The organism is Actinocrinis sp. (assembly GCF_035653575.1).
Lineage (GTDB): Bacteria > Actinomycetota > Actinomycetes > Streptomycetales > Catenulisporaceae > Actinocrinis.
In genome coordinates this window covers 105,585-119,547 of sequence record NZ_DASRBQ010000124.1, presented here as the reverse complement: position 1 = coordinate 119,547, position 13,963 = coordinate 105,585, and the positions used below count along the sequence as shown (strand labels likewise).

The following is a 13,963-nucleotide window of genomic DNA, read 5'->3' as shown; positions in this document are numbered from 1 at the left end:
CCCAGCTCGCGTCGGAAACGGTCAAGCGAGTGCACCTGGAGCTCGGCGGAAAGGCGCCGTTCGTCGTCTTCGACGATGCGGACCTTGAGGCGGCCGTGCACGGCGCGGTGGCCGGTTCGCTGATCAACACCGGGCAGGACTGCACCGCGGCGACGCGCGCTTACGTGCACCGCTCACTCTTCGACGAGTTCGTCGCCGGTGTCGCCGACCTCTTCGCGAGGGTGCGCCTCGGCGATCCGTTCGACGAGGCGACCGACCTCGGCCCGCTCAGCTCGCACCGCCAGCGCGACCGAGTCGCAGGGTACGTAGAGCGTGCGCGCACCCAGGGCGCCAAGGTCGTCGTCGGCGGCGAAGAGCCCGCCGAACTGCGCGGAACGCCGTGGGCCGACGGCGCGTACTACCGGCCCACACTCATCACGGGCGCACCCCAGGACTCCGAGATCGTCCGCGAGGAGATCTTCGGCCCCGTACTCGTCGCGCTGCCCTTCGACGGCGACGACGAGGCGATCCGGCTGGCCAACGACACCCCGTTCGGCCTGGCCGCCTCCGCGTGGACCAAGGACCTGGTCCGCGCGCACCGGGCAAGCCGCGACATCAAGGCCGGCTGCGTCTGGATCAACGATCACATCCCGATCGTCAGCGAGATGCCGCACGGCGGCTTCAAGCAATCCGGCTACGGCAAGGACATGTCGGCTTACTCCTTCGAGGAGTACACGCAGGTCAAGCACGTCATGCACGACGTGACCGGCACGGCGCGCAAAGCCTGGCACCGGACCATCTTCACCATCTGAATACGACCGGTAGATCACTGGCGCGCGGGTTCCTGACCTGGCCCCGCGGCTAAGCCAGTCACCCTCCTACTCTCTACCGCGCCCGCGGGCGCGTGACGGGACTGATATACCCCCACGTCTCCAGCAGGAAGGCCCCTCCACGATGTCCGAGGCCGCACGCTCCGCACACATAGCCACACCGCAGCAGTTGGAGCAGGCGCAGGAGCAGGCTCAGCTTCTCGCCCGCGCAGCACAGGCTGGTTCGCTACGACGCTCGTCCGCGACTTATGCCCAATCGGCTGCGGTAAGCAGGCGCGCCATTCTGCGCAACGCTGCCCTTGGCGGCCTCGCGGTTGCCGGCGCCGGGTCGCTCGCGGCCTGCGGTACCGCGCCCGCGCACAAGACCGTCCCGGTCGCACAGGCCACCGGCCACGCGGGCACCGACTACTCGGCCACCGAGAAGGTGATCAACTTCTCCAACTGGCCCGCGTACATCGACATCGACTCGAAGGACAAGAACAAGCACCCGACGCTCGACGACTTCAAGGCGCAGACCGGGATCACGGTCAACTACACCGAAGACATCAACGACAACAACGAGTTCTACACGACGATCGACCCCATGCTGGCCGGCGGCAAGGACACCGGCCGGGACCTGATGGTGCTGTCCGACTACATGATCCCGAAGCTGCGCGAGAACGACTACATCCAGAAGCTGAACCTGGCGAACATCCCCAACCACGGCAACATGACGCCGCAGATGGCCAACGTGCCGGTCGATCCGGGCCGCCAGTACACGGTGCCGTGGGCCTCGGGCTTCACCGTGATCGCCTACAACGCCAAGCTGATCTCCACGCCGATCACCTCGATCAAGGAGCTGTTCACCCGGCCGGACCTCAAGGGCAAGGTCTCGCTGATGGCCGAGATGGAGGACACGGTCGCGTTCGCGCTGATGGCGCTCGGCAAGGACCCGTCGAAGTTCACCGACGACGACTTCAACGCCGCGATCGCCTACATCCAGAAGGCGAAGGACGCCGGACAGGTGCGTGCCTACTCGGGCAACGACTACCTCTCCGACTTCACCCAGGGCAACACCGTCGTGACCATGGCCTACTCCGGCGACGTGGCCGCGCTCGGCATCGACTACCTCAAGACGGTCTTCCCGCAGGAAGGCTCGCTGTCCTGGTACGACAACATGTGCATCCCGAACTACGCGCGGCACAAGACCAACGCCGAAAAGCTGATGAACTACTACCTTCAGCCCAAGGTCGCGGCGGAGCTGGACGACTACATCAACTACATCCCGGTGGTCGAGGGCGCCGTCGACGCGCTCAAGACGCTGGACTCGACCGCCGCGTCGAATCCGCTGATCGTGCCTACCCCGCAGGAGCTGGCCACCGCCAAGCCGTTCATGGCGATCAGCGTCGCCAAGCTCGACGAGTACACGAAGAAGTACCTGCAGGTGACGGGCTGATGGTGACGAACATGGCGACCATCGAGACAGGCGCGGGCATCGGCGCGATCGGTGACACCGGCGGCAACGCGGGCGGCAGTGACCTGCGGCTGGAGCGCGTTACGAAGCGGTTCGGTGCGTTCACCGCAGTGGACGACATCAGCCTGACGATCCCGCAGGGCTCGTTCTTCGCGCTGCTCGGCGCCTCCGGCTGCGGTAAGACGACGACGCTGCGTATGGTCTCCGGGCTCGAAGACCCGACGCATGGCCGGATCTTCCTGGGGCAGCGCGAGGTGACGGACCTCAAGCCGTACAAGCGGCCGGTCAACACCGTCTTCCAGAACTATGCGCTTTTCCCGCACCTGGACATCTTCGAGAACGTGGCCTTCGGACTGCGCAGGCGCGGCATCAAGGACGTGAAGGCACAGGTCGAGCAGATGCTTGACCTGGTGGAGCTCGGCCACCTCGCCAAGCGCAAGCCGGCCCAGCTCTCCGGCGGCCAGCAGCAGCGGGTCGCGGTGGCCAGGGCCCTGATCAACCAGCCGCAGGTGCTGCTGCTCGACGAGCCGCTCGGCGCGCTGGACCTCAAGCTGCGCCGGCAGATGCAGATCGAGCTCAAGCGGATCCAGACCGAGGTCGGCCTCACCTTCGTGCACGTGACGCACGATCAGGAGGAGGCGATGACCATGGCCGACACCATCGCGGTGATGAACTCCGGGCGGATCGAGCAGCTCGGCTCGCCGGCCGACCTGTACGAGAACCCCGCCTCCACCTTCGTGGCGAACTTCCTCGGCCAGTCCAACCTGATCATCGGCGAGGTGACCGCCAAGGACGGAGACACGATCAGCGTCGACGCGCAGGGCCAGCGGCTCACCCTGCCGGCCGCGCGCAGCCGGGTTGACACGGGCCGGATCATCGCGGGCGTGCGGCCGGAGAAGGTCTCGCTGGCCACCGACGCGGCGCGGATCCCGAGCGGGCACAACGTGCTGACCGGCGGCGTGGTCAGCGACACCTCGTTCATCGGCGTCTCCACGCAGTACCTGGTCAAGATGCCGTGGGGGCCGCAGGTCGGCTGCGAGGAGATGAGCGTCTTCGAGCAGAACACCGGCCGCGAGATCCATCGCCCGGGCGAGCCGGTGCTGCTGCACTGGGATCCGGCGCAGACCTTCGGGTTGGACGGCGCGCAGGACCTGGACGCGGGGTCCGATCTCGATGACGAGGCGGCCGCATGAGTGCGCAGACGGTGAACGTCGGCGTGCCGCCCGCGCCGCAGCCGATCGGCGAGCCGGAGCCCGCGCCGCGCCGCAAGCGCAACCGGCTGCCCTATCTGCTGCTCGCGCCGACGGTGCTGTGGCTGGTCATCTTCTTCGTGGTGCCGATCTTCACCTCGGTGTCGGCCTCGGTGCAGGAAGGCAGCCTGGACCAGGGCTACACCCTCACCTGGCACTGGGCGAACTTCTCGGACGGCTGGTCACAGTACAACGGCCAGTTCGGCCGCTCGCTGCTGTTCGCCTTCCTGTGCACGGTCTTCTGCCTGCTGATGGGCTATCCGCTCGCGTACTTCATCGCGTTCAAGGGCGGCAAGTGGAAGACGCTGCTGATGGCGCTGGTCATCGTGCCGTCGTTCACCAGCTTCCTGATCCGCACCATCGCCTGGAAGACGATCCTGTCCGACAACGGCGTGGTCGTGCACATCCTCAACGACCTGCACATCCTGAACTTCACCTCGGCGATCGGGTTCACCGTCGGCAACCACGTGCTGGCCAGCCCGGCGGCCGTGGTGTGCGGCATGGTCTACAACTTCCTGCCGTTCACCGTGCTGCCGCTCTACACCTCGCTGGAGAAGATCGACCCGCGGCTGCACGAGGCCGGGGCCGACCTGTACTGCTCGTCGCTGACCACCTGGCGGCGGGTCACCCTGCCGCTGTCCATGCCGGGCGTGGTCGGCGGCACGCTGCTGACCTTCATCCCGGCGGTCGGCGACTACGTCAACGCGCAACTGCTCGGCAACCCGAACACCCTGGTGATCGGCCAGAGCATCGAGCACGAATTCCTTCAGGACTCCACCGGCTACCCGGTGGCCAGCGCGCTGTCGGTCATCCTGATGGCCGCGACCCTGGCGATCGTCCTGGTGTACGTCAAGAGGGCCGGAACGGAGGACCTGCTCTAGTGTCCGCGCTGACCACAAGCACCGCCGCCGCGAACCGGTCCACGGCCGCGACGGTTTCGGGAAAGGCGCCCGCCGCGCGCGCCACGCGCCGCCGCAGCCCGCTGGAGTGGGTGCGGGCGCACGTCCTGGCCACCACCTCGGTGCTGATCTTCGTCTTCCTGCTGGCGCCGAACGTCGTGATGCTCGTCATGTCGTTCAACTCGCCGATCGGGAAGTACAACTACATCTGGCACCAGTTCTCCACCGACGCCTGGCGGCACCCGTGCGCGGTCGGCGACATCTGCCAGCACATGGGCCTGTCGCTGGAGATCGGCGTGGTGGCCATGATCGGCTCCACGGTCCTGGGCACGATGGCCGCGTTCGCCATGTCGCGCCACCGCTTCCGGGCCCGCCCGGCCGTCAACGTGCTGCTTTTCCTCCCGATGGCCGCGCCCGAGATCATCATGGGCGCCACCCTGCTGACCCTGTTCTTCTCCACGATCGGCAGCGGCTCGATGGGTTTCTGGACCATCGTGATCGGCCACATCATGTTCTGCCTGAGCTATGTCGTGGTGACGGTCAAGTCGCGGCTGGCCGGCATGGACCCCACCTTGGAGAAGGCGGCGCAGGACCTCTACGCCACCCCGCGCCAGACGTTCATGAAGGTGACGCTGCCGCTGGTCGCACCGGGAATCCTGGCCGCCGCGCTGCTGTCGTTCGCGCTGTCCGTGGACGACTACATCGTCACCAAGTACACAGCCGGCGACCAGATCACCTTCCCGCTGTACGTCTACGGAGCGGTACAGCGTTCGGTGCCGACGCAGATCGACGTGATCGGGTCGATGATGATGCTTGTGACGATGACGGGTATCGCGGGCATGCTCGTGGTCGGTCGGCTACGGGCACGACGGCGGTGACTATGGACGTGAACCATGCGTTGGCCGGGGCCGTACCGCAGTCGTTTTGGCTGGACGACCCCGGCCGCCCCGCACCGCTGCCGCCGCTGCGCGACGACGTGCGCTGTGACCTCGCGATCGTCGGCGCAGGCTACAGCGGGCTGTGGACCGCGTTGCTGGCGAAGGAGCGCGACCCCGGCCGCGACGTGGTCGTGCTGGAGGGAGCGCGGACCGGCTGGGCGGCTTCCGGCCGCAACGGCGGATTCTGCGCCGCCTCGCTGACGCACGGCCTGCCTAACGGAATCGACCGCTTCCCCGACGAACTGCGCACCCTCACCCGCCTCGGCGCGGAGAACCTGGACGCGATCGAGGCGACGCTGCGCAAGTACCGCATCGACTGTGACTGGGAGCGCACCGGCGAGATGAACGTCGCCACCGCGCCGTGGCAGGCCGCCGAGCTGCGCCAGTACGCGGACGTGGCCGCGCAGTACGGCGAGCGGGTCGAGTTCCTCGACGCCGAGCAGACCCGCGCACAGGTCAACTCGCCGACCTATCTCGCCGCGACCTGGGACCGGGAGGGCTGCGCGATCATCCACCCGGCCAAGCTGGCCTGGGGTCTGCGCGAAGCGTGCCTGGAGCTGGGCGTGCGCATTTACGAGCGCTCGCCGGTCGTCGCGCTGGAGAAGAGCGTCAACGGCCCCTCGCTGCGCACTCGGCAGGGCAAATGGGTGGTCGCAGACCATGTGGTACTGGCCACGAATGCCTTTCCGTCGTTGCTCAAGCGCGTCAGACCGTACATCGTGCCCGTATACGACTACGTGCTGATGACAGAACCGCTAAGTACCGCGCAGCTTGCCGAGCTGGGCTGGAGCGCGCGTCAGGGTATTGGCGACAGCGGTAACCAGTTCCACTACTACCGGCTCACCGCCGACAACCGCATCCTCTGGGGCGGTTACGACGCGATCTACTACTACGGCAGCCGCATCCGCTCCGAACTGGATCAGCGCCCAGCGACGTTCACCAAACTCGCCGAGCACTTCTTCCAGACCTTCCCGCAGCTGGAGGGGCTGAAGTTCACGCACAGCTGGGGTGGCGTCATCGACACCTGCACCCGCTTCTGCGCGTTCTTCGGTACCTCACACAACGGCCGGGTAGCGTACGGGGCCGGGTACACCGGACTCGGCGTTGGAGCGACCCGCTTCGGCGCGAACGTGATGCTCGACCTGCTCACCGGTAAGCCGACCGAGTTGACGGACCTTCAGCTGGTACGCAGCAAGCCGCTGCCCTTCCCGCCCGAGCCGTTCAAGGCACTCGGCGTGAACCTCACGCGCTGGTCGCTGGACCGCGCCGATCGCAACGAGGGCAAGCGGAATCTGTGGCTACGCGCCCTCGACCGCGTTGGGCTCGGCTTCGACAGCTGAGCCGGCGCGCGCGAGCCGGCGCGCTGCTGTAAGCCGAATGGCTCCGGCGCCGACACTGTGGCAATTGGCCACCCCGTGCCAGGTCAGCAGACTCGAAAGCACAGCATCCGCACATTCCAACCCAAGGGGCGATAACCCGTGAGCAAGCACGTCACACACTGGATCGACGGGGCGCCCTGGTCGGGCGTGGCCGACCGGCGCGGGGACCTGCACGATCCGGCCACCGGGCAGGGCACCGGCGTCGTGGACTACGCCTCGGTCCGCGAGGTGGACGACGCGGTCGCCGCCGCCGTGGCCGCGTTCCCGCAGTGGCGGGCGACCTCGCTGGCCAGGCGGGTGCAGCTGCTGTTCAACTTCCGGGAGCTGCTCAGCGCCCGGCGCGACGAACTGGCCGCGCTGATCGTCTCCGAGCACGGCAAGGTGCACTCCGACGCCCTCGGCGAAGTGGCCCGCGGCCTCGAGGTGGTCGAGTTCGCCTGCGGCATCCCGCACTTGGTCAAGGGCGGCTTCGTCGAGTCCGCCTCCACCGGGGTCGAGGTCTACGAGCTGCAGCAGCCGCTCGGCCCGGTCGCGATCATCTCGCCGTTCAACTTCCCGGCCATGGTGCCGATGTGGTTCTTCCCGATCGCGCTGGCCACCGGCAACACCGTCGTGGTCAAGCCCAGCGAGAAGGACCCCTCCGCGGCGAACTGGCTGGCCGCGCTGTGGAAGGAGGCCGGGCTGCCGGACGGGGTGTTCAACGTCGTGCACGGCGACAAGGTCGCGGTGGACCGACTGCTCGAACACCCGGACGTCAAGGCGGTCTCGTTCGTCGGCTCGACGCCGATCGCGCGCTACGTCTACGAGAACGGCACCCGCTACGGCAAGCGGGTGCAGGCGCTCGGCGGCGCGAAGAACCACATGGTCGTACTGCCCGACGCCGATCTCGACCTGGCCGCCGACGCCGCGGTCTCGGCCGGTTTCGGCGCGGCCGGCGAGCGCTGCATGGCGGTCTCGGTCCTGGTCGCGGTGGACCCGGTGGGCGACGAGCTGGTCCAGAAGATCGCGGACCGGATGGCCAAGCTGCGGGTCGGCCCCGGCTGCGCGCCGACCTCCGAGATGGGGCCGCTGGTCACCGCCGCGCACCGGGACAAGGTCACCTCGTACCTCGACGCCGGCCTCAAGTCCGGGGCGAGCCTGGTCGTCGACGGGCGCGAGCACGCGATCGACTCCGCCGAGCAGACCGGCGTGGACACCTCCGGCGGCTACTGGCTCGGCCCGACCCTCTTCGACCACGTGACCTCCGAGATGGAGATCTACACCGACGAGATCTTCGGCCCGGTGCTCAGCGTGGTGCGGGCGAAGTCCTACGACCAGGCGATCGAGCTGATCAACGCCAACCCCTACGGCAACGGCACCGCCATCTTCACCAACGACGGCGGCGCGGCGGCCAGGTTCCGCAACGAGGTCGAGGTCGGCATGGTCGGGATCAACGTGCCGATCCCGGTCCCGGTCGCCTACTTCTCCTTCGGCGGCTGGAAGTCGTCGCTGTTCGGCGACTCGCACGCCTACGGTCCGCAGGGCGTGCACTTTTACACGCGCACCAAGGCGGTCACCCAGCGCTGGCTGGACCCCTCGCACGGCGGGATCAACCTCGGCTTCCCGCAGAACGTCTAGCAGGCCGTCGCAAGGCCGCGCAGGGCCGGCGCCTCTCCGCCGAGACGCTAGCCCTGCCGCGGCTCCACTTGGGACATGATCGCGAGCGGATTGCCGTCCGGGTCCGCGAAGAAGGCCATCCACTCCTCGACGCCGTTCGCGTGCCGGTGGATCAGGTGCGGGGCTCCGGAGAAGATGGCGCCGCGCGCGGTCAGCTCGTCGTACGCGTGCTGAATGTCGGACACGCGGAAGTACAGCAGCGAGGGCGTCCCCGGCTGCGCGCCTGGTTCGGGCGGGCTGATCATCAGCCGGACTCCGCCGCAGTCGTAGAAGGCGAGCTGGCCGAAGGTGTAGAGGTGCTCGAGCCCGAGCGTCTTGCCGTACCAGTCGACCGCCGCGTCGAAGTCGCGCACGTGCCGGGAGATCTGGCCGAGCGGGCCGAGTTCGAGCCGTGCTCCGGGTTCCATCGCGGCGGGTCCTTTCCTCAGGGCGCTGTCTCTCGGCACGCCGCGCCACTGGCGCAACTCGGCGCGGTTGGCCAGGCCGAGCTTCGCGAGGGCGTTCGCGACGTGGAACTTCACGGCGTCCGGGCTCACGCCGCGCAGCCGCGCGATGTGGCGCGTGCTCATCCCGTGGCGCACCGCGTCGACGGTCCGCCACTCAGCGGGGGTCAGCACGTCCGGATGCCGTGGCCTGCCGCGTCGCGACCCGTTGCCGTTCACGGCGCCAGGCTAGCCACGCGGAGGGCGAATTTCCCTCCCCGCGGCCCGCGGGACCAGCCGGGTGAGGGTGTAGTGCCGCAGCACGAGCAGGGCGGCGCCGCACCAGCACAGCGAACCGAGAGTGTCGGAGAGCCAGTGGAAGTTGGACCAGAGCAGCCCGAAGATCGTCATCAGGACGAGCAGCGCCGCACCGGCGGTGACCGTGCGGCTTAGCGCGCGGCGGTGCCGGCTGACCAGTTCCGGGCCGAGCGGGATGACGAAGACGCACAGCAGCAGCGCGCTGGTCCCGTAGCACAGCGTCGCGTCCGCGGTGTGGCCGGAAGGGAAGTAACCGAGTGCCGCGTCACCGAGCACGCTGTGACTAGGACCGGGGCGGTCGATCCACAGCTTGAGCGGGATGACGGTGAGGAGGGCGGCCACGGCTGCCACGGAGACCAACGAGGGCAGCCAGGAGCGGGTGAATCGCACCGCGAGGATGGTGCTGACGAACAGCACCGACAGCGCCATCGTCTGGTCGCCGAGGTCGGCCATCGCGCGCCCCGGCCGCAGCATCCAGGACAGCGACGGGTCGAGCGCGTCGCGCTGTAAGCCATCGCGCAGATGTAGGTCCAACCGGGTGACGGGACCGTGCGACTTGACCTGCCAGAGCAGGAACGCGAAGCCGAGCAGCAGCGCGATCGGGGCGAGCCACCAGCGCACGGAACCACCGGACGAACCAGGACCCCCGGATGGACCAGGACCCCCGGATGGACCGGCGTCGTCGGCGGCCGGCGACGGGGGCGTCGCCGGCAGCGCCGTCGGCTCTGGTCGGGAGTTCGGCGTCTCTTCGAAAGTGCGCTGCATCCCTTCGAGGGTACGCTGCGCGGCTCACCCGGGACGGAGCTTCGGGCTGGCGTGCACAGGTTCTTCACACCGCGCCAGCCACGCGCTACGGCCCGGCCACCGCACCGGAGGACACGGAAGCGAGCCTCGCGGCGAAGACGAGCGCGGCGCCCGCCCGGGGTCGGGGGCGGGCGCCGCGCTGTCGTCCTCGGGCCGCACTCCCGGGGACAGGGCGGTCAGCTCATGGAGTCGAAGGCCTGCTCGATCACGTCCAGGCCTTCACTCAGCAAATCATCGCCGATAACCAGGGGCGGAAGGAAGCGCAGCACGTTGCCGAAAGTGCCGCAGGTGAGTACCACCACACCGGCGGCGTGGCAGAACGCCGCCGCCTTGACCGCGACCTCGGGCGCCGGCTCTAGAGTCCCCGGCTTGACCAGCTCGATCGCGATCATCGCGCCGCGGCCGCGCACCTCGGCGATCTCCGGGTGGCGCTCCGCGAGCGCCCGCAGCCGGCTGGTCATCACCTCGCCGATCTTGCGCGCCCGGCCCGCCAGGTCCTCCGCGCGCATGGTGTCGATCGCGCCGAGGGCCGCGGCGCAGGCCACCGGGTTGCCGCCGTAGGTGCCGCCGAGGCCGCCGGCGTGCGCGGCGTCCATGATCTCGGCGCGGCCGGTCACCGCGGCCAGCGGCAGGCCGCCGGCCAGGCCCTTGGCCGTGGTCACCAGGTCCGGGACCACGCCCTCGTGCTCGCAGGCGAACCAGTCGCCGGTGCGGCAGAAGCCGGTCTGGATCTCGTCCGCGACGAACACGATCCCGTTGTCCCGGCAGAACTGCGCGATGCGCGGCAGGAAGCCGGGCGGCGGCTCGATGAAGCCGCCCTCGCCCTGGATCGGCTCGATGATGACCGCGGCCACGTTCTGCGCGCCGACCTGCTTCTCGATCTGCGAGATCGCCTGCGCGGCGGCTTCCTCGGCGCAGTGCTCCGGGCCGGTCGGCCAGCGCAGCGGGTAGGCCATGGGCACCCGGTAGATCTCCGGGGCGAACGGGCCGAAGCCGTTCTTGTACGGCATGTTCTTCGCGGTCAGCGCCATGGTCAGGTTCGTGCGGCCGTGGTATCCGTGGTCGAAGACGACCACCGCCTGCCGCTTGGTGTAGGCGCGGGCGATCTTGACCGCGTTCTCCACCGCCTCGGCGCCCGAGTTGAACAGCGCGGACTTCTTCGCGTGGTCGCCGGGGGTCAGCTCGGCCAGCGCCTCGCAGACGGCGACGTAGCCCTCGTAGGGCGTGACCATGAAGCAGGTGTGGGTGAACCGCTGCAGCTGCTCGGTCGCGCGCCTGACCACGGCCTCCGCGCTGTTGCCGACGCTGGTCACCGCGATGCCGGAGCCGAAGTCGATCAGCGAGTTGCCGTCCACGTCCTCCAGTACGCCGCCGCCCGCGCGGGTGACGAACACCGGCAGCGTCGTCGACACGCCGAGCGCCACGGTCTCGTTGCGCCGGGCGAACAGCTCGCGCGACCGGGGACCGGGGATCTCGGTCACGAGCCGCCGCTCCTGGGGCAGCGAGGGGCCGCCGACAGGGCGGGAGGAGGTCGTCATCGGGCGGGTGCTCCTTAGGGCTTGCGGCCGGGTAGAAGACAGGCAGGCGAAAAAGGGGCGAGGCTGCTCTCGACGATAACGAAGTAACGCACGGCGGACACCTGGCAGCACGTCGGGGGTTTGCCGGTCACGCTTGTCAGAGTGTCGGTATCCGCCGCGGACGGCTGCGTATGGGTGCGCGGGTCAGTGCGCGACGGTGCGTGGTCGCGGTGTCGTCTCGGCGGGATCGGCGCAGGTCGCTACCATCGTGCGGACGGCTCGTCAGCTCGGGTTCCGCAGGGGCCGGACGCAGAGGGAGAGAGCACAGTGGCGGTGCATGACGGTCCGGTCGTCCCGGCCCAGAGTGCTGGACAGGAAGAGCGTCACGGGCACGGGCACGGCATGCGCGAGGGCTGGTATCCCTGCCCGAGCGGCGCGGCGCAGGTGCGCTACTGGGACGGCACGTCGTGGACCGACCAGACCCGACCCGACCTGCTCGGCTGGGTACACGGCCCGCGCGTCCTCGACCTGCCCGGCGTCTTCGCCTATGGCCGCGACCCCGAAGCCGACGGCTCGGGCCGACCCGGGCCGCTCGACCCCACGCTCTGGCGGCGGGTGCGCAATGCCCTGATCGCGCTGCCGATCCTGTACATCGCGCTGATTCTGCCGGCCGGGTACCTGCTCACCGCGATCGGCCTGTCCGTCGGCGTGGCCCGGATCATCTACCTCGTCGTGCTCGTCGTGATCTGCGGCAGCTACGGCAAATGGCTGATCGCGCTGCGGCATCTGTGGGCCAGGTACCGGCCGGAGGCGAAAACCGCGCCGGCGCCGCCGCCTGCCCGCCCCGACCTGTGGAAGGACCTGCGGCAGGCCGGTTACGACTCGGCCGCGCGCCGCCTCGACGAGGAACTGGCCGAGGGCGAGCTGACCGACGTCGACTACGTACGCGTCGCCCGCGTCGTGCAGCAGTCGGCGCGCTCCGCGCAGTCCGGGGAGAGCCGGGAGCGGCTGCGGCCGGTCGCCGAGCAGATCGAGGAGTACGGCGGCGCGGCGTTCGTGCACGAATCCCGTCAGCGCGACCTGCCGGTTCCCCGGCTGGTTCAGCACGACCTGATAACGGGTCAGGCCCGGCTCGGCGTCGCCGTCGCGACGCCCCGCAACCCGGCGACGCACCAGAACCAATGGTTCGCGCTCGACACCGAGGTGCTGCGCACCTCGATGCTCGTGGTCGGCCCGCCGGGATCCGGCAAGACCCGGTCCTTCGCCCGGCCGATCATCGAGCTGCTCGGCCTGCAGACCCTTGTCGGCCTGGCCTCGGTGGTGGTGATCGACCCGACCGGCTCGGCGTTCGGGCCCGCGGTGCTGCCCGGCTTCTTCGACATCGACATCGACCCGAACCGGCGCCCAGACGCGGCGCCGGACGACCGGTCAAACTGGGGCTTCGACCTGTTCGGCGGCGCGTCGAGCCCGGACGAGGCGGCGGATCGGCTGGCCGGCGCGGTGCTGCCGCCGGAGACCGCGCACCGCGATCCGGCCGCCGACTCGGCCGCCCGCAACGCGCTGTACGCGGTGATCTCCGGCTTCCACGAGCGCGAATCGCGCTACCCGACGCTGCGTGAGCTCATCGACGCGGTGCTGCGCGACAGCCCGGTCCAGCTGCTCAACGAACGGCTGCGGCTGCTCGACCGCCCGGCGTTGATCGACCTCTTCGACGGCCGCTCGCGCCGTTTCTCCATGCGCGAGATCAACCGGCCGACGCGTGTGCGCATCGCCCTGCCCGAGGGCAGCTCGCCGCAGGCAGCGCGCATCCTCGCCCGGCTGGCCATCGCACAGTTCGTACAGGTCGTCGCGGCGCCGGACGCGGATCGCTCGGTGTTCAAGGGCCTGGTCGTGGACGAGGCCGGCCGTTTCGTGGACGAATACGTCGTCCAGGGATTGCAGCGCGCGCGTGCCGCGAACGCCGGGATAGTGCTGCTGACGCAGTCGATGGGCCAGTTCCCCGAGCACCTGCGCTCCGCGGTGTTCACCGGCACCGGCTGCAAGGCGGTATTCGCCGGGGTCGAGCCGCAGGACGCGCGCTACTTCGCCGAGTACTGGGGCACCCAGTGGTCGGCCGAGACCACCGTGACGACCGGCTCGTCCACGACTACCGGCTCCGGACATATCTCCACGCCCGGAGGCAAGAAGGAGAAGTCGGTCATCCAGTCGATCACCGGCAACACCGCGGTGGAGTACTCGCGCTCGGTCGCGACCAGGGCGATCGAGCGGCCGGTCTGGTCGGCCTCGGAGATCATCAACGACGTTCCGACCGGACACGCGCTGATCTCGCTCGCCACTCCGGACGGCATCCGCACGCCCCCGGTTCTGGTGAACCTGCGCGGGTAGAGCGCTGAGGCCGGGCGGGCTGTCAGGTTGCCCGGTCCAGGCCGGAAATCGGCGGCAAGGTGTAGGGCGACGCGCACTGACCGGCCGACCTAGGGTGAAGCGGAAGAGTGCTGTCCTGGCGCAGTGAAGACAC

Annotated in this window: 11 protein-coding genes; 8 read left to right on the top strand and 3 right to left on the bottom strand. The window is 69.2% G+C overall.

Translation table 11 applies throughout. The annotated features are described in order from the left end of the window. The 7 genes from VFA06_RS18170 to VFA06_RS18140 form a co-directional block, all read left to right on the top strand. The coding region (locus VFA06_RS18170) for an aldehyde dehydrogenase family protein (RefSeq protein ID WP_324841800.1) at positions 1-791 on the top strand (791 nt) is incomplete at its 5' end. Between the two features lie 142 nt (positions 792-933). Beyond that, a complete protein-coding gene (locus VFA06_RS18165) occupies positions 934-2,244 on the top strand; it encodes a spermidine/putrescine ABC transporter substrate-binding protein (RefSeq protein WP_324841799.1) in 1,311 nt (436 codons plus the stop codon). An 11-nt stretch (positions 2,245-2,255) separates the two neighbouring features. After that, positions 2,256-3,455 carry an ABC transporter ATP-binding protein gene (locus VFA06_RS18160; RefSeq protein WP_324841798.1) on the top strand — a complete coding sequence of 400 codons (1,200 nt, stop codon included), beginning with the start codon at positions 2,256-2,258 and terminating at the stop codon, positions 3,453-3,455. Continuing rightward, positions 3,452-4,393 carry an ABC transporter permease gene (locus tag VFA06_RS18155; protein ID WP_324841797.1) on the top strand — a complete coding sequence of 314 codons (942 nt, stop codon included), beginning with the start codon at positions 3,452-3,454 and terminating at the stop codon, positions 4,391-4,393. Before VFA06_RS18160 ends, VFA06_RS18155 begins: the two co-directional genes overlap by 4 nt. Beyond that, positions 4,393-5,289, top strand: coding sequence for an ABC transporter permease (locus VFA06_RS18150; protein WP_324841796.1), 897 nt, complete (start codon positions 4,393-4,395; stop codon positions 5,287-5,289). The genes VFA06_RS18155 and VFA06_RS18150 overlap by 1 nt, the downstream gene beginning before the upstream one ends. A 2-nt stretch (positions 5,290-5,291) precedes the next feature. Beyond that, positions 5,292-6,689: an FAD-dependent oxidoreductase gene (locus VFA06_RS18145; RefSeq protein ID WP_324841795.1), complete on the top strand. Its 1,398-nt coding sequence runs from the start codon at positions 5,292-5,294 to the stop codon at positions 6,687-6,689. Positions 6,690-6,827: 138 nt separating this feature from the next. Continuing rightward, positions 6,828-8,345, top strand: coding sequence for a CoA-acylating methylmalonate-semialdehyde dehydrogenase (locus VFA06_RS18140; RefSeq protein ID WP_324841794.1), 1,518 nt, complete (start codon positions 6,828-6,830; stop codon positions 8,343-8,345). Between the two features lie 47 nt (positions 8,346-8,392). Here VFA06_RS18140 and VFA06_RS18135 read toward each other — a convergent pair whose 3' ends face one another. The 3 genes from VFA06_RS18135 to gabT form a co-directional block, all read right to left on the bottom strand. Further along, positions 8,393-9,046, bottom strand: coding sequence for a VOC family protein (locus VFA06_RS18135; RefSeq protein WP_324841793.1), 654 nt, complete (start codon positions 9,044-9,046; stop codon positions 8,393-8,395). Between the two features lie 9 nt (positions 9,047-9,055). Next, positions 9,056-9,889 (bottom strand): phosphatase PAP2 family protein, encoded by an 834-nt coding sequence (locus VFA06_RS18130; protein WP_324841792.1) that lies wholly within the window; start codon positions 9,887-9,889, stop codon positions 9,056-9,058. Between the two features lie 215 nt (positions 9,890-10,104). Then, positions 10,105-11,466: a 4-aminobutyrate--2-oxoglutarate transaminase gene (gene gabT / locus VFA06_RS18125; protein ID WP_324841791.1), complete on the bottom strand. Its 1,362-nt coding sequence runs from the start codon at positions 11,464-11,466 to the stop codon at positions 10,105-10,107. Between the two features lie 306 nt (positions 11,467-11,772). On the opposite strand from gabT, the gene VFA06_RS18120 reads away from it, so the two are divergent. Further along, complete coding sequence (locus VFA06_RS18120; RefSeq protein ID WP_324841790.1) at positions 11,773-13,830, top strand: DUF2510 domain-containing protein; 2,058 nt, start codon at positions 11,773-11,775, stop codon at positions 13,828-13,830. Positions 13,831-13,963: the final 133 nt, after the last annotated feature.

Coding starts and splice junctions, on each gene's coding strand:
- VFA06_RS18165 (WP_324841799.1), top strand. CDS start 934: ATGTCCGAGGCCGCACGCTCCGCACACATAGCCACACCGCAGCAGTTG.
- VFA06_RS18160 (WP_324841798.1), top strand. CDS start 2,256: ATGGCGACCATCGAGACAGGCGCGGGCATCGGCGCGATCGGTGACACC.
- VFA06_RS18155 (WP_324841797.1), top strand. CDS start 3,452: ATGAGTGCGCAGACGGTGAACGTCGGCGTGCCGCCCGCGCCGCAGCCG.
- VFA06_RS18145 (WP_324841795.1), top strand. CDS start 5,292: ATGGACGTGAACCATGCGTTGGCCGGGGCCGTACCGCAGTCGTTTTGG.
- VFA06_RS18130 (WP_324841792.1), bottom strand. CDS start 9,889: ATGCAGCGCACTTTCGAAGAGACGCCGAACTCCCGACCAGAGCCGACG.
- gabT (WP_324841791.1), bottom strand. CDS start 11,466: ATGACGACCTCCTCCCGCCCTGTCGGCGGCCCCTCGCTGCCCCAGGAG.